This is a genomic window from Parenemella sanctibonifatiensis (assembly GCF_002250565.1).
Classification (GTDB): Bacteria; Actinomycetota; Actinomycetes; order Propionibacteriales; family Propionibacteriaceae; genus Parenemella; species Parenemella sanctibonifatiensis.
This window is the reverse complement of the sequence record NZ_NMVJ01000010.1, coordinates 128,235-147,404: the sequence shown is the minus strand read 5'-3', so window position 1 is coordinate 147,404 and position 19,170 is coordinate 128,235. Positions and strand designations below refer to the sequence as shown.

At 66.6% G+C, this 19,170-nt stretch carries 27 protein-coding genes and 1 pseudogene; 2 read left to right on the top strand and 26 right to left on the bottom strand.

Translation table 11 applies throughout. The annotated features are described in order from the left end of the window. Positions 1–1,011 (top strand): HNH endonuclease, encoded by a 1,011-nt coding sequence (locus CGZ91_RS12520; protein WP_094455611.1) that lies wholly within the window; start codon positions 1–3, stop codon positions 1,009–1,011. Positions 1,012–1,206: 195 nt separating this feature from the next. Here CGZ91_RS12520 and CGZ91_RS12515 read toward each other — a convergent pair whose 3' ends face one another. The 16 genes and pseudogenes from CGZ91_RS12515 to CGZ91_RS12440 all read right to left on the bottom strand — a co-directional run bounded on the left by CGZ91_RS12515 (position 1,207) and on the right by CGZ91_RS12440 (position 14,103). Next, positions 1,207–2,211 (bottom strand): MsnO8 family LLM class oxidoreductase, encoded by a 1,005-nt coding sequence (locus tag CGZ91_RS12515; RefSeq protein WP_094455609.1) that lies wholly within the window; start codon positions 2,209–2,211, stop codon positions 1,207–1,209. Between the two features lie 135 nt (positions 2,212–2,346). Beyond that, entirely contained in the window at positions 2,347–3,021 is a 675-nt protein-coding gene (locus tag CGZ91_RS12510) for a hypothetical protein (RefSeq protein ID WP_094455607.1), read from the bottom strand. After that, positions 3,021–4,211, bottom strand: coding sequence for a glycosyltransferase (locus CGZ91_RS12505; protein WP_094455605.1), 1,191 nt, complete (start codon positions 4,209–4,211; stop codon positions 3,021–3,023). Before CGZ91_RS12505 ends, CGZ91_RS12510 begins: the two co-directional genes overlap by 1 nt. Positions 4,212–4,480: 269 nt before the next feature. Next, a pseudogene (rplQ, locus tag CGZ91_RS15065) lies at positions 4,481–5,161 on the bottom strand (50S ribosomal protein L17, sunset domain variant); the annotation flags it as partial. A gap of 49 nt (positions 5,162–5,210) precedes the next feature. Further along, positions 5,211–6,221: a DNA-directed RNA polymerase subunit alpha gene (locus CGZ91_RS12495; RefSeq protein WP_094450811.1), complete on the bottom strand. Its 1,011-nt coding sequence runs from the start codon at positions 6,219–6,221 to the stop codon at positions 5,211–5,213. A 59-nt stretch (positions 6,222–6,280) separates the two neighbouring features. Further along, positions 6,281–6,886: a 30S ribosomal protein S4 gene (gene rpsD / locus CGZ91_RS12490; RefSeq protein WP_094450810.1), complete on the bottom strand. Its 606-nt coding sequence runs from the start codon at positions 6,884–6,886 to the stop codon at positions 6,281–6,283. Between the two features lie 36 nt (positions 6,887–6,922). Further along, positions 6,923–7,324, bottom strand: a complete 402-nt coding sequence (gene rpsK / locus CGZ91_RS12485; protein WP_094450809.1) for a 30S ribosomal protein S11 — start codon at positions 7,322–7,324, stop codon at positions 6,923–6,925. 31 nt (positions 7,325–7,355) lie between these two features. Further along, a complete protein-coding gene (gene rpsM / locus CGZ91_RS12480; protein WP_094450808.1) occupies positions 7,356–7,730 on the bottom strand; it encodes a 30S ribosomal protein S13 in 375 nt (124 codons plus the stop codon). A gap of 252 nt (positions 7,731–7,982) precedes the next feature. Then, positions 7,983–8,096 (bottom strand): 50S ribosomal protein L36, encoded by a 114-nt coding sequence (gene rpmJ, locus CGZ91_RS12475; protein WP_094450807.1) that lies wholly within the window; start codon positions 8,094–8,096, stop codon positions 7,983–7,985. Positions 8,097–8,132: 36 nt separating this feature from the next. Continuing rightward, a complete protein-coding gene (infA, locus tag CGZ91_RS12470) occupies positions 8,133–8,354 on the bottom strand; it encodes a translation initiation factor IF-1 (RefSeq protein WP_094450806.1) in 222 nt (73 codons plus the stop codon). 180 nt (positions 8,355–8,534) lie between these two features. After that, on the bottom strand, positions 8,535–8,915 hold the full coding sequence (locus CGZ91_RS12465; RefSeq protein ID WP_094450805.1) for a DUF1707 SHOCT-like domain-containing protein: 381 nt from the start codon (positions 8,913–8,915) through the stop codon (positions 8,535–8,537). Positions 8,916–8,954: 39 nt separating this feature from the next. After that, positions 8,955–9,692 carry a hypothetical protein gene (locus CGZ91_RS12460; protein ID WP_094455603.1) on the bottom strand — a complete coding sequence of 246 codons (738 nt, stop codon included), beginning with the start codon at positions 9,690–9,692 and terminating at the stop codon, positions 8,955–8,957. Then, on the bottom strand, positions 9,692–10,528 hold the full coding sequence (map, locus tag CGZ91_RS12455; RefSeq protein WP_094455601.1) for a type I methionyl aminopeptidase: 837 nt from the start codon (positions 10,526–10,528) through the stop codon (positions 9,692–9,694). The genes CGZ91_RS12460 and map overlap by 1 nt, the downstream gene beginning before the upstream one ends. Then, complete coding sequence (locus tag CGZ91_RS12450; protein WP_094455599.1) at positions 10,528–11,124, bottom strand: adenylate kinase; 597 nt, start codon at positions 11,122–11,124, stop codon at positions 10,528–10,530. Before CGZ91_RS12450 ends, map begins: the two co-directional genes overlap by 1 nt. Beyond that, positions 11,121–12,419 (bottom strand): preprotein translocase subunit SecY, encoded by a 1,299-nt coding sequence (secY, locus tag CGZ91_RS12445; RefSeq protein ID WP_094450801.1) that lies wholly within the window; start codon positions 12,417–12,419, stop codon positions 11,121–11,123. Before secY ends, CGZ91_RS12450 begins: the two co-directional genes overlap by 4 nt. 163 nt (positions 12,420–12,582) lie before the next feature. Then, the gene (locus CGZ91_RS12440) at positions 12,583–14,103 is read right to left on the bottom strand and encodes a sodium:solute symporter family protein (RefSeq protein WP_094455597.1); all 1,521 of its coding nucleotides are present in this window, start codon (positions 14,101–14,103) and stop codon (positions 12,583–12,585) included. Positions 14,104–14,225: 122 nt separating this feature from the next. Between CGZ91_RS12440 and CGZ91_RS12435 the strand changes: the two genes are divergently transcribed. After that, complete coding sequence (locus tag CGZ91_RS12435) at positions 14,226–14,666, top strand: hypothetical protein (protein ID WP_094455595.1); 441 nt, start codon at positions 14,226–14,228, stop codon at positions 14,664–14,666. 119 nt (positions 14,667–14,785) lie between these two features. On the opposite strand, the gene rplO is transcribed toward CGZ91_RS12435, so the two are convergent. The 10 genes from rplO to rplN all read right to left on the bottom strand — a co-directional run bounded on the left by rplO (position 14,786) and on the right by rplN (position 19,032). Next, on the bottom strand, positions 14,786–15,226 hold the full coding sequence (gene rplO / locus CGZ91_RS12430) for a 50S ribosomal protein L15 (RefSeq protein WP_094450799.1): 441 nt from the start codon (positions 15,224–15,226) through the stop codon (positions 14,786–14,788). Further along, entirely contained in the window at positions 15,226–15,408 is a 183-nt protein-coding gene (rpmD, locus tag CGZ91_RS12425) for a 50S ribosomal protein L30 (protein WP_094450798.1), read from the bottom strand. Before rpmD ends, rplO begins: the two co-directional genes overlap by 1 nt. Further along, positions 15,405–16,013, bottom strand: a complete 609-nt coding sequence (gene rpsE / locus CGZ91_RS12420) for a 30S ribosomal protein S5 (protein WP_094450797.1) — start codon at positions 16,011–16,013, stop codon at positions 15,405–15,407. Before rpsE ends, rpmD begins: the two co-directional genes overlap by 4 nt. Before the next feature lie 28 nt (positions 16,014–16,041). After that, positions 16,042–16,425: a 50S ribosomal protein L18 gene (gene rplR, locus CGZ91_RS12415; protein WP_094455593.1), complete on the bottom strand. Its 384-nt coding sequence runs from the start codon at positions 16,423–16,425 to the stop codon at positions 16,042–16,044. Positions 16,426–16,427: 2 nt separating this feature from the next. Beyond that, positions 16,428–16,967 (bottom strand): 50S ribosomal protein L6, encoded by a 540-nt coding sequence (gene rplF / locus CGZ91_RS12410; RefSeq protein ID WP_094450795.1) that lies wholly within the window; start codon positions 16,965–16,967, stop codon positions 16,428–16,430. A 25-nt stretch (positions 16,968–16,992) separates the two neighbouring features. Further along, a complete protein-coding gene (gene rpsH / locus CGZ91_RS12405) occupies positions 16,993–17,400 on the bottom strand; it encodes a 30S ribosomal protein S8 (RefSeq protein ID WP_094450794.1) in 408 nt (135 codons plus the stop codon). A gap of 75 nt (positions 17,401–17,475) precedes the next feature. Beyond that, complete coding sequence (locus CGZ91_RS12400; protein ID WP_094450793.1) at positions 17,476–17,661, bottom strand: type Z 30S ribosomal protein S14; 186 nt, start codon at positions 17,659–17,661, stop codon at positions 17,476–17,478. A gap of 10 nt (positions 17,662–17,671) precedes the next feature. Then, entirely contained in the window at positions 17,672–18,298 is a 627-nt protein-coding gene (gene rplE, locus CGZ91_RS12395; RefSeq protein ID WP_094450792.1) for a 50S ribosomal protein L5, read from the bottom strand. Beyond that, complete coding sequence (gene rplX, locus CGZ91_RS12390) at positions 18,298–18,663, bottom strand: 50S ribosomal protein L24 (protein ID WP_094455591.1); 366 nt, start codon at positions 18,661–18,663, stop codon at positions 18,298–18,300. The genes rplE and rplX overlap by 1 nt, the downstream gene beginning before the upstream one ends. Beyond that, positions 18,664–19,032, bottom strand: coding sequence for a 50S ribosomal protein L14 (gene rplN / locus CGZ91_RS12385; RefSeq protein WP_094450790.1), 369 nt, complete (start codon positions 19,030–19,032; stop codon positions 18,664–18,666). Positions 19,033–19,170 lie beyond the last annotated feature (138 nt).

The following is a 19,170-nucleotide window of genomic DNA, read 5'->3' as shown; positions in this document are numbered from 1 at the left end:
GTGCGTTTACAGAACCTCGGCTACGCCAGCACGACCACCACCCACCAGGGTGATGCCGGCTCGGGGAGCAACTCCACGTCGGCCATCCCCTCCTCCGTCAGGGTCGCCGCCGCCAAGGACGATGCGACCGCCAGCACGACGGATGGCACGTCGGCCATCCCCTCCTCAGGCACAAGCACGACCGAAAGCGAGGCAGACGGCGCAGCGGAGAACGGCGCCACCACCGACACCGTCATCGACAACGATGAGGAGGCCTCCGCGCCAACCGACCCGGACCTCCTCGCACCAGGCGTTCCCGCGGGAACGCCATCAGCCTCACCTGAGCTCGTCGAGGAACTCCGCCGCAATGTCTGCCACATCCCCGGCAGCGGTCCGATCACCGCCGCCACGGCCCAACGCCTGGCCTGCACCGCGACGCTGCAAGGGATCCTCCATGACAATCGCGGCAATGCGCTGGCACTGGGGCGTTCCCGCCGACTCGCGAGCCCGGGACAGCGCCGCGCGTTGGCCGCCCGCGACCACCACACCTGCCAGTTCCCCGGCTGCCAGCAGCACTATCGGCTCGACGCGCACCACATCACTCCGTGGGCGTTGGGCGGCAAGACCGATCTCGACAACCTCGTCCTGCTCTGCCGGCGTCACCACACGCTCATCCACGAGGCAGGCATCACCATCACTGCCAGCGCGGCACCCGTCCCTGGTCATCGCTTCCGTTTTCGTCGCGCCAACGGCGCCCCCATCGAACCGATTGCCCTCAGCGCCAGCCGCGAGTACGCCTGGGCGCAGGAACTCAGCGCAGTGATCCCTCCCGCCGACGCAAACGTAGGATCCATCGGCCCCATCGACGTTCGCACCGTCGGTCAGGGCGAGGGATTCAATCTCCACGAGTGTGTCCGGGTGCTGTTCGAACTCACCATCACTGACCCGACCGACGGCGACGAGTCAGATCCCTCGTCGTCAGCCTGCTCGAACGATTCATCCGCCACGCAGGACGCCCTGCCCGCGGCTTGATGTGCGCGCCAAGCGGGGCTCACCGGTCCCGGAGGTGGCCTCACCGCTGGGGTCGGCCGGGACCCGAACCACGGGAGCACCGGCTCGGACGCAGTCTCGCCCACCCCCCCTGCGCCACCGAGAGCGCGAGCAGGGAGGAACCTGCCTCAGGCGTGGCCCAGCCACATGCCGCCGGCGGAACCACGGGGCGGCGCCTCAGCCCCGGCCGAAGATCTCCGCCGCCAACTCGTCGGAACGTTGCTGGCCAGCGATGTCGCTCATGCCGCCGGTGATGAGCACCTCGTCGGCGCCGGTGTAGCTCAGCAGTTCCTGCACACCTGCAGCGACCTCGTCCGGCGTACCGGCGAGGGCGGCGTCGAGGTGCTCCTGGGTGCGGGTGCGTTCGCGGTCGGTCGCGCGGGCCACCTTCGCCGCTACTTCGTCAGCGGACTCCAACGGGCTGAACTCGCCGCGCGTGCTCGACTGTGCCAGCGACCACGCCTCGGGCAGCACCAGCCGCTCTGCGTCGTCGGCTGAGTCGGCCACGGCCACGTCGGCAGAGACGATCACATACGGCTCCGGCCACCACGGCGAGGGCTGGAAGTCTCGCCGGTACGCCGCCAGCCCCGGGTGGCTGTCGCCCTCGCGATGCACGACCGACGGACCGCCGACAACCACCGCCAGCCCCAACTCGGCGGCTGTGACCAACCCTTGCCCGGTCGCCAGCACGAACAACGGCGTCGCAGCGTCGTTCCGCGGTCGCGCCGTGAAGGGTGCCGTCCCGTTGAGGAATGCCATCAACTCGCGCAGGTCCTCGCCAAATCGCAGTGCTGCGCCACGTTCGCTGCGCAGTGCCTCGCGGACAGCCGGGGTGAAGCCCACCGAACGCCCGAGCCCGAGATCGATCCTGCCCGGGTGCAACGCCTCCAGGGTCGCGGCCTGTTCAGCGACGATCAACGGGGCGTGGTTGGGCAGCATGACGCCGCCGCTGCCGATACGAATCTTCTGGGTTTCGGCAGCGATCGCTGCCATCAGCACCGTTGGTGTGGCACCGACGATGCCCGGTACGCCATGGTGCTCGGCGACCCAGAAGCGCTTGAACCCCAGGCCCTCGACCCGTCGCGCCCGGTCGATCACGCCCCGCAACACGTCGGTCTGGTCGACACCTGCGAGTGCGTTGGCACGGTCGAGGACGGACACCGGAACATCGCGAAAGCTCATACCCCGGCAACGCACCTGCACACGCAACTATGCCCAGGCTCCCAACCACGGACTGGTTCACCCCACAGCCGCAGCGGCCCCCTCCCTCGGGCGAGCGCGCTGACGTACGCCCCAAGCCACCACCGACGGCGCCGCTCACTCGCTCGCCGAGTCGGTTCGCTCGCCGCGTGGCTGCACCTCATCCTCGCGAGCCTTGTAGACCCCGTCGGGCACGGGGCGGCCCGTCAGGGTCGCGCGCCAGACAGCGGCAGCGACGAAGGGTCGCAGCGCCGCCTCGACCACCGGCCCCGTCCAGGGCCGTTCCGGTTCCACCCGGGTGAGCGGCTCGAAGTCGACCTTGCCAGGCTCGTTGTCGAGCCTGCGAGCGCAGACCTCGCGTCGGGTGCCGTCGTGGGTGACCCACAGCCAGGTGTGGCCGACGCTCCACCAGGGCCGTTCCGGTTGACGTACCCGGGCGGCATGCACCATCACCACGTCGAATCCCAGCTCGGTCAGCAGCATCGCCAGCGCGCCGTTGTAGCGGCGGGCATTGCCCCGCCCGTTCCGAAACGCCCGTGGCGAGGTCTCCCACAGGTGCCACGCCGAGTAGTGGCCGAACTTGCGCGCCACCAGGCGCTGGGCGTACGCGACCAGCTCCCAGCCGCTCAGGCCGCTGCTGCGGCAGTTGCTCACCGCCTCGGCCAATGTGTCGACCCCTTCGGGATAGTGGCGCACCGGCTTGGGCGCCAACAGTCGCGGCACGCCGAAGAACACCACCGCAGCGCCCAGGACGCTGCCAGCGCCGATGCCGCCCCACTTCTTCGTCCCCATCAGTGCCTCCCCAACAAGCTCTTCACCGCACGCCGGTTCTTCGACAACCCCTCGCGGATCGCGTCGCCGGTGTGAGCCTGGTAGGGCCCCTCCCGACGCAGCCGCTCATGCAGCTCGAGCATCAACCGCACGCTGCGCGACCAGGGATAGCGCTCCGCTTGTGCTCGGGCCGCCGCCCGCAACGACGGCCCCAGCCGCGGAATGATGTTCGCTTCGATGGTGTCGGCCAACGCAATCGGGTCCGGGTCAGCCTGGGCGCCGCTCTCGGGCGTCACCAGCTCGCTGCCGCCGCCCCGGTTGGCGGTCACCACCGGCGTGCCGCAGGCCTGCGCCTCCAACACCGACAGTCCGAAGGTCTCCGCCGGGCACACCGACAGCGACACATCAGCTGCGGCGTACCGGCGCGCCACCTCGTCGCGGCCATTGACGTAGCCGTGGAAGGTCACCGGCCCACCTTCGGCAAGGTCCCGCAGTTCCTGCTCATCGGGGCCAGTGCCATACACATCCATCTGCACCGGTACGCCGCGGCGGTGCAGCTCCAGCATCGTCCGGATCGCCAGGTCCGGGCTCTTCTCCCGCGACAGGCGGCCCACGTACGCCGCGCGCAGGATGCCGTCGTCAACCGGAGTCCCGACCCGCGGGTGGAAGGTCTCGAGATCGACGCCCAGCGGCACCCGAGCCAGCCGGGCTCCGGTGTTGATGAACTCCGCCGCCGCATAGTCCGAGGTCACCACCACCGCGTCGAACTCGGTCGCCAGCCGGCGGTTGAGGGCGCCGACCGCGGCCTCCACACCGAACTGGCGTCGTAGGAACATCGACAACATGTCGGAGAGCCGCTCGTGGCTGAACAGCACCGAGCCGATCCCCCGTTTGCGGGCCCACCTCGCGACCTGCGACAGCGTCCACTTGTCCGACACCTCGACGCTGGTCGGCTGGAACTGGTCCAACATCGACAGCGCCCGCCACGGCTGGGCGATCATCCGATAGGAGTGCCCGAACAGGTGGGGGGAGGCAACCTCGACCACCGTGCCACTGTCGGTCTCGGAAATCCGGTCGTGCTCACCGGGGATCACCAGCATCCGCTCGACGCCCTCGCGGACATAGCCCGCGCCCAAGCTGTCGATGGCCTGCCGCATCCCACCGGACGTGGGGCCAACGAAGTTGGCGAGCTGGGCGATGCGCAGTCCCATGGGGTCCCTTCGATGACGACTGCCCTCAGCCTACCCACGGGCGAGCCAGCCACCCCCAACGAGACGAGCGGCACGGGCCCGGGGCGTACGCCGACCGCACCCGGCAGCGGGTCTCGGCCAGCGACCGGAAACAGCATTCGGGCCGCCCACCGAAGCGGTGAGCGGCCCGAATGGTAGACAGCTGAGGATCAGGCCTCGTCGGAGCCCTTGGCCTCGTCGGCGTCAGCCTCGTCGGTCTCATCGGAGACTGTCTGGGCATCGGCGCCGCCGGCCGGCTCGAAGCCAGCAGCCTGAGCGGCCTCGGCATCGGCGAACCAGACCTCGGCAACGGTGTTGTCGTACCAGGTCGAGCCGGGCACGTGGTACTTCATCGAGTCCTCGTTGCCCTTGATGTCGAAGCCCTCCGGCGGGTTCTCGCCCCGGTAGGAGTCCTCGCCGTACGGGGCGTCGGCCGCGGTGTCGACCTCGGTCTCCTCAGCCTCGGCCTTGGCCTCCTCGGCTGCGGCAGCCTTGGCGGCGGACTTCTTCGGCTTCACGGCCTGCTTGTTCTTGCGGGCAGCGAGCTTCTCCTTGGCCGCACGCGACTCCTCGACGGTCTCGTCGATGATCTCGAGCAGCGCCATCGGAGCGTTGTCGCCCTTGCGCGGGCCGATCTTGGTGATGCGCAGGTAGCCACCGTCACGGTCGCTGAGCGAGGGGGCGATCTCGTCGAAGAGCTCGGCGACGATCGTCTTGTCGGTGATGGTCCGCAGCACCAGGCGACGCGAGTGCAGGTCGCCCTTCTTGGCCTTGGTGATCAGCTTCTCCGCGAGCGGGCGGACACGTCGAGCACGGGTCTCGGTCGTGGTAATGGCCCGATGCTCGAAGAGCTGGCTGGCGAGGTTGGCCAGGATGATGCGTTCGTGAGCCGGGCTGCCTCCCAGCCGCGGTCCCTTGGTAGGTGTCGGCATTGCTTGTTCTCCAGTGTTCTACGCCGAGGTCTCCCCCAGCGGCATCGGGTCAGTACTGCTCGGTCTCGGCGAAGTCGGCGTCATCGTCGTCGTAACCGACGGCGGTGGTGGGATCAAAGCCGGGGGCGGAGTCCTTGAGGGACAGCCCCATCTCGGTGAGCTTGGCCTTGACCTCATCGATCGACTTCGAACCGAAGTTGCGGATGTCGAGCAGGTCCTGCTCGCTGCGCGACACGAGCTCGGACACCGTGTGGATGCCCTCGCGCTTGAGGCAGTTGTACGACCGCACGGTCAGGTTGAGGTCCTCGACCGGGAGGGCGAGGTCAGCGGCGAGCTGCTCGTCGACAGGCGACGGGCCGATCTCGATGCCCTCGGCCTCGAGGTTAAGCTCGCGGCCGAGGCCGAAGAGCTCCACGAGGGTGTGGGATGCCGACGCCACCGCGTCACGAGGGGTGGTGCTCGGCTTGGTCTCGACGTCCAGGATCAGCTTGTCGAAGTCCGTACGCTGCTCGACACGCGTCGCCTCGACCTTCAGGGCGACGGTGAGGACCGGCGAGTAGATCGAGTCGACGAAGATTCGACCGATCTCGGCGTCGGGGTTCTTGTTCTGGGCGGCGGACACGTAGCCACGGCCACGCTCCACGATCAGTTCCATCTCCAGCCGACCGTTGTCGTTCAGCGTGGCGATGTGCAGATCCGGGGTGTGCACCTCGACACCGGCCGGCGGCGCGATGTCGGCGGCGGTGACGGGGCCAGCACCTGCCTTGCGCAGGTACATCGTGACGGGCTCGTCCTCCTCGGAGGACAGCACCAGACCCTTGAGGTTCATGACGATGTCGGCGACATCCTCCACGACGCCCTCCAAGGTGGAGAACTCGTGGGGGTTGCCCTCGATCTTGATGCTGGTGACAGCGGCACCAGGGATCGAGGACAGCAGCGCGCGACGCAGCGAGTTGCCCAGGGTGTGGCCGAAGCCGGGCTCCAGGGGCTCGAGAACGAATCGCGAACGGTGCTCGTCAACGACCTCTTCGGAGAGAGTGGGGCGCTGGGCAATGAGCATGGGGGGTTCCTTTCCGTACCGGTGAGCAGAACTCCAGTGAAGGGCCCGAAGGCCTCAGGTCACTTGGAGTAGAGCTCGACGATCAGTTGCTCCTGGACGTCGATCACGATCTGCTCGCGGACCGGCAGGCTGTGGACGAGGATCCGACCCTTGTTGGGACGGGAGTCGAGCCACGCAGGCACGGTGTCGGCGTCGTGAGTCTCACGCGCAACCACCAGCGGGTGGAGGTTGAGCGACTTCTCGCGGACGTCGATGATGTCGTGAGGGGTCACCCGGTAGGAGGGGATGTTCACCTTCTGGCCGTTGACCAGGAAGTGACCGTGCACCACCAGCTGGCGGGCCTGGCGGCGGGTGTTGGCGAAGCCGGCGCGGTAGATCACGTTGTCCAGCCGGGACTCCAGGATCTGCAGCAACTGGTCACCGGTCTTGCCGGGGTGACGGTTGGCCTCGACGTAGTAGCGGCGGAACTGCTTCTCGAGCACGCCGTAAGCGAAACGCGCCTTCTGCTTCTCGCGCAGCTGCAGCGAGTACTCGGAGTCCTTGGTACGGCCGCGGCCGTGGACACCCGGGGGGTAGGGGCGGCGCTCAAAAGCCTGGTCGTTGCCGACGAGGTCAGTCCCGAGACGACGGGACTTCTTGGTCATGGGGCCGGTGTAACGGGCCATCGTGTATCAGTCCTCTTCTTGGTTCGTGTCGGGGTCTCAGACGCGCCGGCGCTTCGGCGGGCGGCAGCCGTTGTGGGGAACGGGGGTGACATCGGCGATCGCGCCGACCTCCAGGCCCACCGCGCCCAGCGAACGGATGGCGGTCTCACGGCCGGAGCCGGGACCCTTGACGAACACATCGACCCGCTTCATGCCGTGCTCCATGGCGCGACGGCCGGCGGCCTCGGCAGCCATCTGAGCCGCGAACGGAGTGGACTTGCGGGAGCCCTTGAAGCCGACGGTGCCGGCCGAGGCCCACGCAATCACAGCGCCAGTGGGATCGGTGATGGTGATGATGGTGTTGTTGAAGGTGCTCTTGATGTGAGCCTGACCCGAAACAACGTTCTTCTTTTCCTTGCGACGGACCTTGGTCCGGGTCGCGCGTCCTGCAGTAGCCATAAAGTCTGTTCTCCTCGCTCAACCGCCGCTGTCAGCGGACCTTCTTCTTGCCAGCAACCGCCTTGCGCTTGCCCTTGCGGGTGCGCGCGTTCGTCCGGGTCCGCTGCCCGCGTACGGGCAGGCCCATGCGGTGACGACGGCCCTGGTAGTTGCCGATCTCGACCTTGCGGCGGATATCAGCGGCCACCTCACGGCGGAGGTCACCTTCTACCTGGTAGTTGGCCTCGATGTGGTCACGAAGCGCGACCAGCTGGTCATCGTTGAGCTCGTGGACGCGCAGGTCACCGCTGATCCCGGTGGCCTCGAGGGTCTCCAGCGCACGGGTACGTCCGACGCCGAAGATGTAGGTGAGTGCGACCTCAAGGCGCTTGTCGCGCGGCAGGTCAACACCAATGAGGCGTGCCATGTGGCATTCCTTTCGGATGTCGGTCCCCGGTGCTCACCGGATTCAGGACCGCGAAGGTGTCTGCGTGCGGCTTCCCCATCGCCTGTGACCTACCGAGACACTGCCAATTCGGACAGTGACCAGCGTGTCAGTGGGGCCCCAGCCTTCGTCCGGGGGTGACACCGCGAAAGCTGATGAATCAGCGGAAATGCGGTGGTGCCGTCACGTTGGAATCTATTCAGTTGTCACGGGCGTACGCCCGGTGGGACCTGCTCAGCCCTGGCGCTGCTTGTGCCGCGGGTTGTCACAGATCACCATGACGCGACCGTGCCGGCGAATCACCTTGCACTTGTCGCACATCTTCTTGACGCTCGGCTGAACCTTCATCGAGCAACTTTCTCGTCGTGGTGGACTGGGAACTGGTCAGCGGTGCCGGTAAACGATCCGACCACGGGTCAGGTCATAGGGAGAAAGCTCCACCACCACCCGGTCCGAGGGCAGGATGCGGATGTAGTGCTGCCGCATCTTGCCACTGATCGTGGCGAGCACCTTGTGACCGTTGTCCAACTCAACGCGAAACATCGCGTTGGGCAGGTTCTCGACCACGGTGCCCTCAAGTTCGAGGGCTCCTTCTTTCTTCGCCATTCTCCGGTTTCAACCTTCCCCAGGCACGACCCGGACGCGGAGCGACCACGGTGGTCTGGAACGATTGTAGGAACGTGGGCACCGGCACACAGGTGACCAAGGAGTGAGTCTACGCGAGCAGCGCCAACATCCCAAATTGGCCCCGACCGGGCCTGCTGCGCACCTGAGAAGACGTGCACCTCAGAAGACGAACAGCACCAGCATCAGCAGCACCACGATCAGCGCCACCGCACCGCCGACGGCGACGCCGGCGTACATCACCAGTTTGTTGCTGGGCTGGGCCGCCTCGGTGAGCTCGCCGGGTTTGCCGGCGGACTGTTCCACGATCGCTGGCTGGTCGTAGGTCTGCTTGGCCGGCAGTTTGGACACCACCGGCACCAATTCACCCAGATTGGAGGCGGCGTACAACCGCTCCAACCCCTGCTGATACTCGTCATGGCTGAGCTCGCCGCGCCCGAATGCCTCGTTGAGTCGGGAGTTGAGATCGTTGCGCTCCTCCTCGCTCACCGGCTGGTCCGCCTGACTGCGGTACTTCGATGAGATCGGGAGGTTGTCGCTCATACGCTGAAGTCTACTCACCCGCTCCGCAGCCGGTGCGTGTCATTCGGCGACGACGACCGGCAGCCGGTCCGCCAGCTCGAGCGGCTGGTCCCGGACCCCGTCGGCGAAGTCGATCAGAACCTCGTGGCGCACCAGCACCTCATGGCTGATGGTGTGCAATTCCACCGTGAAGCCCTCACCTGCTGCGGTGGCGGCTGGCGGCGTGATGAGCGGTTCGAGCTGCTCGCTCAGGTCCGCCCGGGCACCCTTGCCAACGTTCTCCCGCCAGGGGATGTCGGTCACCGAGGCAATCCGGTGCTGCAGCGTACGCAGGTGCCAGGTGGTGTCGAGGAAGTCCTGCGCGATGGTGACGGCCAGCGCCTCGTCCAGCGCGGGCGGCTTGCCGGCGCTTCGGTCCAGGAAGATCTCGGAGAAGCCCGCCGGGTTGCCGGTCAGGTGCACCGCGCCGACTCCGGGCTGCCACCCCAGGTACGCCCGCCACGGCTCGCGGTCGCGGCGCGCCTCAACGATGCGCCACCCGGCCAGGTAGGTCGTGGTCAACTCGTGAAGGGTGGTGTCGGCGTGCTCGACCTCGTCGGCATCCACAGCCAGGCCCGCCGAACGCAGATCTGCGACCAGGGCATCCCGCTCGGAGCTCAGATCCGGACCTGGTTCGCGCCGTTCCTGCTGCAGTTCGGGCTGACCGTTGCAGCCGGCCAGCACGGCTGGTCCGCCGACCAGCAACGCCGCCCCGCCCACCAGCAGCGAGCGACGCGGAAAGCCCCCGGCGCCGGCCATCAGTCCGCCAACGGTCCGAACGGCACGCCGGCAGCGGTCAGCTCGGCCTCGCCGCCGTCCTCGGCGGTGAGCACCCAAGTGCCGTGTTTGGTGACAGTCATGGTGTGTTCCCAGTGGGCGGCCCGGGAACCGTCGATGGTCACGATGGTCCAGTCGTCATCGAGGGTGGCGTTGGCCGGATCGCCTGCCACGACGATCGGTTCCACGGCCAGGCACAGCCCTTCCACGATCTTCGGGCCACGGCCCGGTCGGCCCTGGTTGGGGACGTCAGGCACTTGGTGCATCGCCGATCCGATGCCGTGCCCGACGAAATCGGACACGATCCCCCACTGGGGCGAATCCGCCCGCACGCTGGCCTCCACTGCTGCGGAGATGTCGGTGACCCGACCGCCGAGCTTGGCGGCGGCGATGCCGGCCCACATCCCTTGGCGGGTGGCTTCGCTGAGAGCGTGGTCGGCCGGGCTGGGGTCCCCCACCGTGACGGTGACCGCCGAATCGCCGTGCCAGCCCTCCACGATCGCGCCGCAGTCGATGGAGACGATGTCACCGGCGGCCAACACTTGCTCGCCGGGGATGCCGTGGACGACCTGTTCGTTGACCGAGATGCAGGTCACGCCAGGGAACGGGGTGCCGTACTCGGCACCGTAGTTGAGGAAGGACGGGGTGGCCCCGGCCGAGGCGATGACGCCAGCCGCGATCTCGTCCAGTTCACCGGTCGAGATCCCCGGGCGTACCTCGGCAACAGTTGCCTTGAGGGCACGAGCGACCACCAGACCGGCCTTGCGCATCAGCTTGACCTGGTCCGGGGTCTTGATCTCCACACCCCGCCCGAACATCAGCCGCGTGCCTCCAGCTTGGCCTCCAACGCGGCAGCGATTCGCTGACCGACCTCGTCGACCTGACCCAGACCGTCGACCGCGACGACCAGGTCACGTCCGGCGTACACGTCCAGCAGCGGCTGGGTCTGCTCGGCGTACACCTTGAGGCGGGTGCGGATGGTCTCCTCGTTGTCGTCACTGCGGCCCTGTTCCTGGGCACGCTTGGCGAGCCGGGCCACGAGCTCCTCCTCGTCGGCCTCCAGCACCACGACGGCGTCGATGCCCTCGTCGCCGGCGAGCCGGTCCAGTGCCTCGACCTGGGCCAACGTACGCGGGTAGCCATCCAGCAGCCAGCCGTTGCTGGTGTCGGGCTCACCGAGCCGGTCGGCGACGATGGCCGTGGTGATCTCGTCGCTGACGTAGCCGCCGGCGTCCATGATCCGCTTGACTTCCAGCCCCAGCGGGGTGCCCTGGGAGACGTTGGCGCGGAACATGTCACCGGTCGAGATCGCCGGAATGCCGTAGCGCTGCGCGATGCCGGTGGCCTGGGTGCCCTTGCCCGCTCCGGGCGGGCCCATGATCAGGAGGCGGACGACCTTATCAGGCTGGCTCATCGGAGGAATCCTTCATAGTTGCGTTGCTGGAGCTTGGACTGGATCTGCTTGACGGTGTCCAGACCGACACCCACGATGATCAGCAGCGAGGTGCCGCCGAAGGGGAAGTTCTGGTTGGCGTCGAGCAGGATGAACGCCGCCGACGGCAGCAGCGCGATCAACCCCAGATAGAGGGACCCGGGGAAGGTCAGCCGCGACAGGACGTGGGCGAGGTAGTTCTGGGTGGCGCGTCCGGCGCGGACGCCGGGGATGAAGCCGCCGTACTTCTTCATGTTGTCGGCGACCTCTTCGGGGTTGAACGTGATCGCGACGTAGAAGTAGGCGAAGCCGACGATCAGCAGGAAGAGCGTCAGCATGTAGATGGGATGCTCGCCGGTGACGAAGTTGGTCTGGATCCAGGTCGACACCTCGCCCTCGGGGACGAACTGCGAATACAGGATCGGCAGATAGATCACCGAGCTGGCGAAGATGACCGGGATGACGCCGGCCTGGTTGACCTTGAGCGGGATGTAGGTGGTGGAGCCGCCCAGCAGGCGACGGCCGACCATCCGCTTGGCGTACTGCACCGGGATCCGGCGCTGGGCCTGTTCGACGAAGACCACAGCCGCCATGACGATCAGACCGACCACCAGCACCAGCAGGAAGGACACCCAGCCCTTGGCCTCCTTGATGCCCCACAGGCCGGCCGGGAAGCCGGCGGCGATCTGGGTGAAGATCAGGATCGACATGCCGTTGCCGACGCCGCGGTCGGTGATGAGCTCACCCATCCACATGATGATCGAAGTGCCGGCGGTCATCGTCAGCACCATCACGACGGTCGGGAAGATCGCGTCGCTGTAGACGACCGGGGTGGTGCAGCCCTGGAAGAGCTGCCCGCGGACCGCCAGCGTCGAGAAGGCGGTCGCGTTGAGGACTGCCAGCACCAGCGTGAGGTAACGGGTGTACTGGGTGATCTTCGCCTGGCCGGACTGGCCCTCCTTCTTGAGGGCCTCCAGCCGCGGGATCACGACGGTGAGCAACTGCAGGATGATGCTCGCGGTGATGTAGGGCATGATGCCCAGCGCGAAGATCGCCAGCTGCAGGATCGCACCTCCGGAGAAGAGGTTGATCATCGAGTACAGGCCAGCAGTCTGCCCCTGCGCCACCTCGACCTGACACTGGTTGATGCCTTGGATGCTGACGTTCGGCACCGGGATCACTGACCCGATCCGGAACAGCACCAAGATCATCAAGGTGAACAGGATCTTCTGGCGCAAGTCCGGCGTTCGGAACGCCTTGGCAAAAGTGCCGAGCACTGCCTGCCCTCTCGTCTCTCCGTACACTCTCGCGGGCACGCGCGAGCAGTCCCCGCAACCGGGGACCGTCGCAGACTACCAACCAATCGCCGATTCCCCACATCCGTACGCACTGGGCGGGCAGCCAGGGTGCGCTGGGGTGCCCTGAGTCGGGGTCCTGCCCTCAGTCGGCGGGCTGCGCGTGGACGTCGTCGACGTCCACGTTGAGCTGCTCGATGAGTTCGTCGCCCTCCGCCGTGCGCTCCGAATGCACGAAGCCCATGACGATGTAGAGGATGATCGCGCAGATCACCGGCGCGCCGACGGCGATCGCCTGGGCCTCGCTCGGGAAGGTCTCCTTCAGCCAGCCGGCCAGCGGGAACTTCAGCAGGGCGAAGACGACCACACCCAACGCCCACGAGCTGATCGCCGCGATCGGGCCGCTGTTGCGGAACCACGGCAGCATGCCCAGCAGCATCGGGATGGCGATCGGGCCGACCAGGCCGCCGAACCAGGTGATGATCAGCCCGATGACGCCGCCGAAGTTGTCGGCGAAGACCGCGATCACCATCGAGATCAGGATGAAGCTGAACACCGAGATCCGGCCCGCCCGCAGCTCCGCCTGCTCGGTGAGCTTGCCGGCACCGCGCCGCAGCACCGGCAGGATGTCACGGGTCACGACCGCCGAGATGGCGCCGGCATCCGAGCCGGTCATCGCCATGGTGTGGGCGAACATGCCCGCCAGCACCAGACCGACGAGGCCGGCCGGCAGCAGTTCCTGGGCCAGCAGGGCGTATGACTGATCGGTGTCGACGAGCTCAGGGAAGATCAGCGGCGCGGCCCACATCGGGAAGAACATCACGAGCGGCCACACGATGTAGAGACCCATCGACAGCAGTGCCGACTTGCGGGCGGTGCTGCCGGTGGGCGAGGCGATGAAGCGCTGCGCCAGGTTCCAGGTGCCGCCGTTGTAGCTGAGCGTGTTGATGATCAGGTAGACCATCACGAAGCCCACGGTGTACGGCTCGTTGAACAGCTGGGAGCGGTCCTCGGGCAGTTGTCCCCACATCGTCCAGATGGTCGAGAAGCCATCCAGGCGACCCATCACCGCCACCGCGAGCACGATCGCGGCGATGAACTGGATCACGAACTGGCTGAAGTCGGTCAGCGCGTCAGCCCACAGCCCGCCCAGGGTGCTGTAGATCAACGTGACGCCACCGGTGATGAGGATGCCCCAGATCAGCGGTACGCCAGCGAAGACGTAGAGCAGCAGGGCAGTCGCGGCCCACTTGGCGCCGACGTCGAAGACCTTCAGCGCGGTGCCGCTCCACGCCAGGATCTGCTGGGTGGGCACGTTGTAGCGCACCTTCAGGTATTCCAGCGGCGAGATGATGCCCAGCCGCTGCCGCAGCCGGGGCCAGCGTGGCGCAAACAGCCAAGCGCCGATCGCCATGGCGAAGGCAATGCCGAGCGCCCACCAGATGTAGAGGACAAAGCCCTTCTCGTACGCGATCGCGGCATAACCGACGAACACGGCCGAGCTGTAACCCGACATGTGGTGCGAGATGCCTGACAACCACCAGGGCATCTTGCCGCCGGCGGTGAAGAAGTCGGCCGCGTTCTTGACCCGCGACTTCGCCCACAGACCGATGCCTGCCATCAGGACGAAGTAGACCGCCACGACGACCCAGTCCAGTATCCCCATTGCTCCCTGCCCAATCTCTTCGGATCCGGCCGCCTCGGACCAAGATCACTCGCGCTGGCGAGTGGACCAATACCAGCGCCCCATGACTCCGCTGTCAAGGTCGCCACGCGTACGCTGAAACCATGCGTCGAGGCTTGGTGTTGCTCGTGGTGGCGGGGTTGATCCTGTCGGGCTGCAGCCTGTTCGGTCCGGTCCGGGTAGGGACCCGACTCGCGAACTGGAGCGAGCAGAACATTGGCGAGCTCGGCGAGCCACGGCCCCGGCAACTCCTGATCGTGGATGACGCGGCCTGGCAACAGTGGCTGGCCGAGCAGCCCCCGGAGATCCGTGAAAGTGCCCCGGATCCTGACTTCAGCACCGCGGTCGTGGTGGCCGGCAGCTATCCCCGCTGCTTCGACGTCAGTGAGGTTTGGGACGACGGCGATGGCGTGCTTCGGTTTGACACCTGGATCCCTCGCGACAAGCGCACCGTCAGCTGCGCCTGGTCGCCGGTGGAGCTGGAGATCTGGCAGGTGGCGTTGGCTGAGCTCGGGGTGGAGCGCGGCGAAGTCCGGCTGGCCTGAGCGGGCGCGCCCAGGCCCTGCACAGCCGCACCGGTGAACCCACCAGCGACAGACCCGCCAGCAACGACGAACGGGCCCCGCAGACCGAAGTCTGCGGGGCCCGCTGCGTGGTGTCCGGCTCAGTTCGTCGTGGTGACGGAACCGCCGGCCTTCTCGATCTTCTCCTTGGCCGCAGCCGAGGCCTTGTCGACGGTCAGCTGGACCGCAACAGTCAGCTCACCCTCGGCCAGCACCTTGACGGGGTGACCGTCGCGCACTGCGCCCGCGGCCACGAGCTCAGCAACGCCGACCTCGCCACCCTTGGGGAACAGCTCGCCGATCTTGCCGACGTTGATGGCCTGGTACTCGACGCGGAACGGGTTCTTGAAGCCGCGAAGCTTCGGCACCCGCATGTGCATCGGCATCGAGCCACCTTCGAAGTTCTCGGGCACGTTCTTGCGTGCGCCGGTGCCCTTCGTACCGCGACCAGCGGTCTTGCCCTTGGAGCCTTCACCGCGACCCACGCGGGTCTTGGCCTTCTTGGCGCCGGGGGCCGGGCTCAGGTTGTGAAGCTTGAGCATCAGTCCACCTCCTCGACCGTCACCAGGTGGTTAACGGTCGTGATCATGCCCTTGACCTCGGGGGTCAGCTCACGGACGACGGAGTCGCCGATCCGCTTGATCCCCAAGGTGCGGAGCGTGTCCTTCTGGTTCTGCTTGCCGCCGATGACGGACTTGACCTGCGTCACCTTGATCTTGCTCATGCGCTGACCGCCTCATCGGTCTGGCCGCGCTTGGCGCGCAGCAGCGCGGCGGGGGCAACGTCCTCGACCCGCTTGCTGCGGCGGGAGGCGACCTCCTCCGGCTCCTCGAGCATCTTCAGCGCCGTCTCGGTGGCGTGCACAACGTTGATCACATTGGGCGAGCCGAGGGACTTCGCGAGGATGTCGCTGATGCCGGCGCACTCGAGCACCGCGCGGACGGCACCACCGGCGATGACGCCGGTACCGGGGGACGCCGGACGCAGCATGACCACGCCGGCCGCCTTCTCACCCTGGACGGGGTGCGGGATGGTGCCCTGGATCCGCGGGACGCGGAAGAATGCCTTTTTGGCCTCCTCCACACCCTTGGCGATCGCCGCGGGCACCTCCTTGGCCTTGCCGTAGCCAATGCCGACGGTGCCGTCGCCATCGCCGACCACGACCAGAGCGGTGAAGCTGAAGCGCCGACCACCCTTGACCACCTTGGCGACGCGGTTGATCTTCACCACGCGCTCAAGGAACATGCTCTTTTCCTGCGCCTGGCCACGACGATCGTCACGACCGCGACGCTCACCACCTGCGCGATTGCCGCGCTGGGTTCCACTCATCGCTGTATCTCCGTATCTTTCGTCGTGCTCAGAAACCGAGGCCGGACTCGCGGGCGCCCTCAGCGAGCGCAGCAATCCGTCCGTGGTACTTGTGGCCGGCGCGGTCGAAGACGACCTGCTCGACACCAGCAGCCTTGGCACGCTCGGCGACGAGTTCGCCAACCTTGCGGGCCTTGGCCGACTTGTCGGCGTCGCTGCTGCGCAGATCGGCATCCATGGTGGAGGCCGCTGCCAGCGTGACGCCGCGGGTGTCGTCGATCACCTGGGCCAGGATGTGGCGCGCCGAACGCGTCACGACCAGGCGGGGGCGCTCCGGCTGACCGAAGATGCCCTTGCGTACGCGGACCTGACGACGCAGCCGCGCCTTGGTCTTCGCCGCGGTCTTCTTGCCGTGGGACAGTGCAATACCCATGATCACTTACCAGCCTTTCCGACCTTGCGGCGCACGTTCTCGCCGGCGTATCGGACACCCTTGCCCTTGTACGGCTCGGGCTTGCGAATCTTGCGGATGTTGGCCGCGACCTCGCCGACCGCCTGCTTGTCGATGCCGAGCACCGCAAACTTGGTCGGGCCCTCGACGGTGAAAGTGATGCCCTCGGGGGCATTCACCACGACGGGGTGCGAGAAGCCAAGGTTGAACTCCAGCTGAGCCGGGCCCTTGGACAGGACGCGGTAGCCGACGCCGACGATCTCGAGCTTCTTCTCGTAGCCCTCGGTGACACCGATGACCATGTTGTTGACCAAGGTCCGGGTCAGGCCGTGCAGCGCCTTGTTGTCGCGCTCCTCATCGGGACGCTCGATCGTGACCGAACCGTCCTCCTTGGCGATGGTGAGCGGGGTCGGGACGGTATGGCTCAGCTGACCCTTGGGGCCCTTCACCTGGACGTCCTGGCCGTTCACGGTCACCTCAACACCCGAGGGAATCGCGATCGGCAACTTTCCGATTCGTGACATGTCAGTCTCCTCTCGTGTGTCGGGGTCACCAGACGTAGGCGAGGACTTCCCCACCCACGCTCTTGGAATTGGCATCCCGGTCGGTCAGCAGACCCTGGGACGTGGAAATGATCGCAATGCCGAGGCCGCCGAGGACCTTGGGCAGAGCGTTGGACTTGGCGTACACGCGAAGACCTGGCTTGGAGATGCGGCGCACGCCAGCGATGGAACGCTCGCGGTGATCGCCGTACTTCAGGGTGATGGTCAGCTTCTTGCCGACCTCGCCCTCGCCGGGCTCGGCCACCTCGTAGGAGGCGATGTAGCCCTCCTGGTGGAGGATCTCAGCAATACCAACCTTGATCTTGCTGCTCGGCATCGTGGTGCTGTCGAGGAATGCCCGATTGGCGTTGCGCAGACGCGTCAGCATGTCTGCGATGGGATCAGTCATCGTCATTGGCTCAAAGCCTCTTTCTCACAGCGGTTTCCCTCAGGACCTGCTGCGTCAGAATCTGGACTGGAAGTGGTGGGATCACCAGGAGGACTTGATGACGCCGGGCAGCTGACCGGCATGGGCGAGGTCGCGCAGGCAAACCCGGCACAGGCCGAACTTGCGGAACACAGCCTTGGGACGGCCGCACTTGTTGCAGCGCGTGTAACCACGCACGGCGAACTTCGGCTTGCGGGACTGCTTGACCTTCAGAGCTGTCTTGGCCATGGCTTGATCCTCACTTCTTCTTCCGAGCGAAGGCCGGACCCTTGGCCTTCTTCTTGGCCGGCTTGACGTCGGCGCTGGCAAACGGGAAGCCCAGGTGCTTCAGCAGCGCCCGGCCCTGGTCATCGTTGGTGGCAGTGGTCACGAAGGTGATGTCCATGCCGCGCACCCGGTCGATCTTGTCGGGGTCGATCTCGTGGAACATGACCTGCTCGGTGAGACCGAAGGTGTAGTTGCCGTTGCCGTCGAACTGACGGGGAGACAGACCGCGGAAGTCACGGATACGGGGCAGCGCCAGGCTCAGCAGCCGGTCGGCGAACTCCCACATCCGGTTGCCCCGCAGGGTCACGTGGCAGCCAATGGCTTGGCCCTCACGCAGCTTGAACTGGGCGATGGACTTGCGCGACTTGGTCACCTGAGGCTTCTGGCCGGTGATGGCAGTCATGTCCTTGATGGCGCCGTCGATGACCTTGGAGTCACGCGCGGCGTCACCGACGCCCATGTTGACGACGATCTTGGTCAGGCCAGGGATCTGCATCGCGTTGGCGATGCTGAACTCCTCGCGCAGGGCCGGCGCGATCTCCTCGCGGTACTTCTGCTTGAGACGGGGAATCTCCACGGTGGTGGTGGCCTCAGTCATCAGATCTCCTCCCCGGTCTTCCGGGCGATGCGCACACTGCGGAAGGCGCTGTACTCGGTGCCGTCGGCGCGCCGCTTCTGGACCTCGCGACGCTCGTAGCCGACGCGGGTCAGCACGTCGTTGCCGTCGCTGTCCTTGACCAGCAGCTGCACGTTCGAGACGTGGATCGGGGCCTCACGGGACACGATGCCGCTCTGCTGGTTGGGCTGCTGCTGGTTCTGGCTGATGTGACGCTTGACGATGTTGACGCCCTCGACCGTCACGCGCTCGGAGTGCGGGTCAACGGCGATGATCTCGCCGACGGAGCCCTTGTCCTTGCCCGCGATGACCTTGACGCGGTCACCCTTCTTCACATGCAGGGTCATTCAGATCACCTCCGGGGCGAGCGACACGATGCGCATGAACTTCTTCTCGCGCAGCTCACGGCCCACGGGGCCGAAGATGCGGGTGCCGCGGGGCTCACCGTTGGTGTTGAGGATCACCGCGGCGTTCTCGTCGAAACGAATGTAGGAACCGTCGTTACGACGGCTGCCCTTCACGGAACGAACGATGACGGCCTTGACGACCTCACCCTTCTTGACGTTGCCGCCGGGGATCGCATCCTTGACCGTGGCCACGATGGTGTCACCGATGCCGGCGTAGCGACGCTTCGAGCCACCGAGCACACGGATGCAGAGGATTTCCTTTGCTCCCGTGTTGTCGGCGACCTTCAGTCGCGTCTCCTGCTGGATCATTCACTACTCCTGATTGTCGTACCGGTTCCCCCGACGCGATCGCGATGGTGACAGCCACAGCGCACGCCACGGGCCTGGTGAACGAACATTTGGGTCGTCGCCCGGAGAAGGTCCCCACTCGTTTCCGAGCAGGCTCAG

Excerpts from the sequence above, each read along its gene's own strand:
- CGZ91_RS12440 (WP_094455597.1), bottom strand. The coding sequence starts at position 14,103 with ATGGGGATACTGGACTGGGTCGTCGTGGCGGTCTACTTCGTCCTGATG.
- rpsM (WP_094450808.1), bottom strand. The coding sequence starts at position 7,730 with ATGGCACGCCTCATTGGTGTTGACCTGCCGCGCGACAAGCGCCTTGAG.
- rplR (WP_094455593.1), bottom strand. The coding sequence starts at position 16,425 with ATGGGTATTGCACTGTCCCACGGCAAGAAGACCGCGGCGAAGACCAAG.
- CGZ91_RS12465 (WP_094450805.1), bottom strand. The coding sequence starts at position 8,915 with ATGAGCGACAACCTCCCGATCTCATCGAAGTACCGCAGTCAGGCGGAC.
- CGZ91_RS12400 (WP_094450793.1), bottom strand. The coding sequence starts at position 17,661 with ATGGCCAAGACAGCTCTGAAGGTCAAGCAGTCCCGCAAGCCGAAGTTC.
- rplO (WP_094450799.1), bottom strand. The coding sequence starts at position 15,226 with ATGCTCAAGCTTCACAACCTGAGCCCGGCCCCCGGCGCCAAGAAGGCC.
- map (WP_094455601.1), bottom strand. The coding sequence starts at position 10,528 with ATGTTCGGGCGGGGTGTGGAGATCAAGACCCCGGACCAGGTCAAGCTG.
- rplN (WP_094450790.1), bottom strand. The coding sequence starts at position 19,032 with ATGATCCAGCAGGAGACGCGACTGAAGGTCGCCGACAACACGGGAGCA.
- rplX (WP_094455591.1), bottom strand. The coding sequence starts at position 18,663 with ATGACCCTGCATGTGAAGAAGGGTGACCGCGTCAAGGTCATCGCGGGC.
- rpsH (WP_094450794.1), bottom strand. The coding sequence starts at position 17,400 with ATGACGATGACTGATCCCATCGCAGACATGCTGACGCGTCTGCGCAAC.
- CGZ91_RS12510 (WP_094455607.1), bottom strand. The coding sequence starts at position 3,021 with ATGGGGACGAAGAAGTGGGGCGGCATCGGCGCTGGCAGCGTCCTGGGC.
- infA (WP_094450806.1), bottom strand. The coding sequence starts at position 8,354 with ATGGCGAAGAAAGAAGGAGCCCTCGAACTTGAGGGCACCGTGGTCGAG.
- rpmJ (WP_094450807.1), bottom strand. The coding sequence starts at position 8,096 with ATGAAGGTTCAGCCGAGCGTCAAGAAGATGTGCGACAAGTGCAAGGTG.
- CGZ91_RS12505 (WP_094455605.1), bottom strand. The coding sequence starts at position 4,211 with ATGGGACTGCGCATCGCCCAGCTCGCCAACTTCGTTGGCCCCACGTCC.
- CGZ91_RS12460 (WP_094455603.1), bottom strand. The coding sequence starts at position 9,692 with ATGGCCGGCGCCGGGGGCTTTCCGCGTCGCTCGCTGCTGGTGGGCGGG.
- CGZ91_RS12450 (WP_094455599.1), bottom strand. The coding sequence starts at position 11,124 with ATGAGCCAGCCTGATAAGGTCGTCCGCCTCCTGATCATGGGCCCGCCC.
- rpmD (WP_094450798.1), bottom strand. The coding sequence starts at position 15,408 with ATGAGCAAGATCAAGGTGACGCAGGTCAAGTCCGTCATCGGCGGCAAG.
- CGZ91_RS12435 (WP_094455595.1), top strand. The coding sequence starts at position 14,226 with ATGCGTCGAGGCTTGGTGTTGCTCGTGGTGGCGGGGTTGATCCTGTCG.
- rplF (WP_094450795.1), bottom strand. The coding sequence starts at position 16,967 with ATGTCACGAATCGGAAAGTTGCCGATCGCGATTCCCTCGGGTGTTGAG.
- CGZ91_RS12515 (WP_094455609.1), bottom strand. The coding sequence starts at position 2,211 with ATGAGCTTTCGCGATGTTCCGGTGTCCGTCCTCGACCGTGCCAACGCA.
- CGZ91_RS12495 (WP_094450811.1), bottom strand. The coding sequence starts at position 6,221 with ATGCTCATTGCCCAGCGCCCCACTCTCTCCGAAGAGGTCGTTGACGAG.
- rpsD (WP_094450810.1), bottom strand. The coding sequence starts at position 6,886 with ATGGCCCGTTACACCGGCCCCATGACCAAGAAGTCCCGTCGTCTCGGG.
- rpsK (WP_094450809.1), bottom strand. The coding sequence starts at position 7,324 with ATGGCTACTGCAGGACGCGCGACCCGGACCAAGGTCCGTCGCAAGGAA.
- rpsE (WP_094450797.1), bottom strand. The coding sequence starts at position 16,013 with ATGAGTGGAACCCAGCGCGGCAATCGCGCAGGTGGTGAGCGTCGCGGT.
- rplE (WP_094450792.1), bottom strand. The coding sequence starts at position 18,298 with ATGACTGAGGCCACCACCACCGTGGAGATTCCCCGTCTCAAGCAGAAG.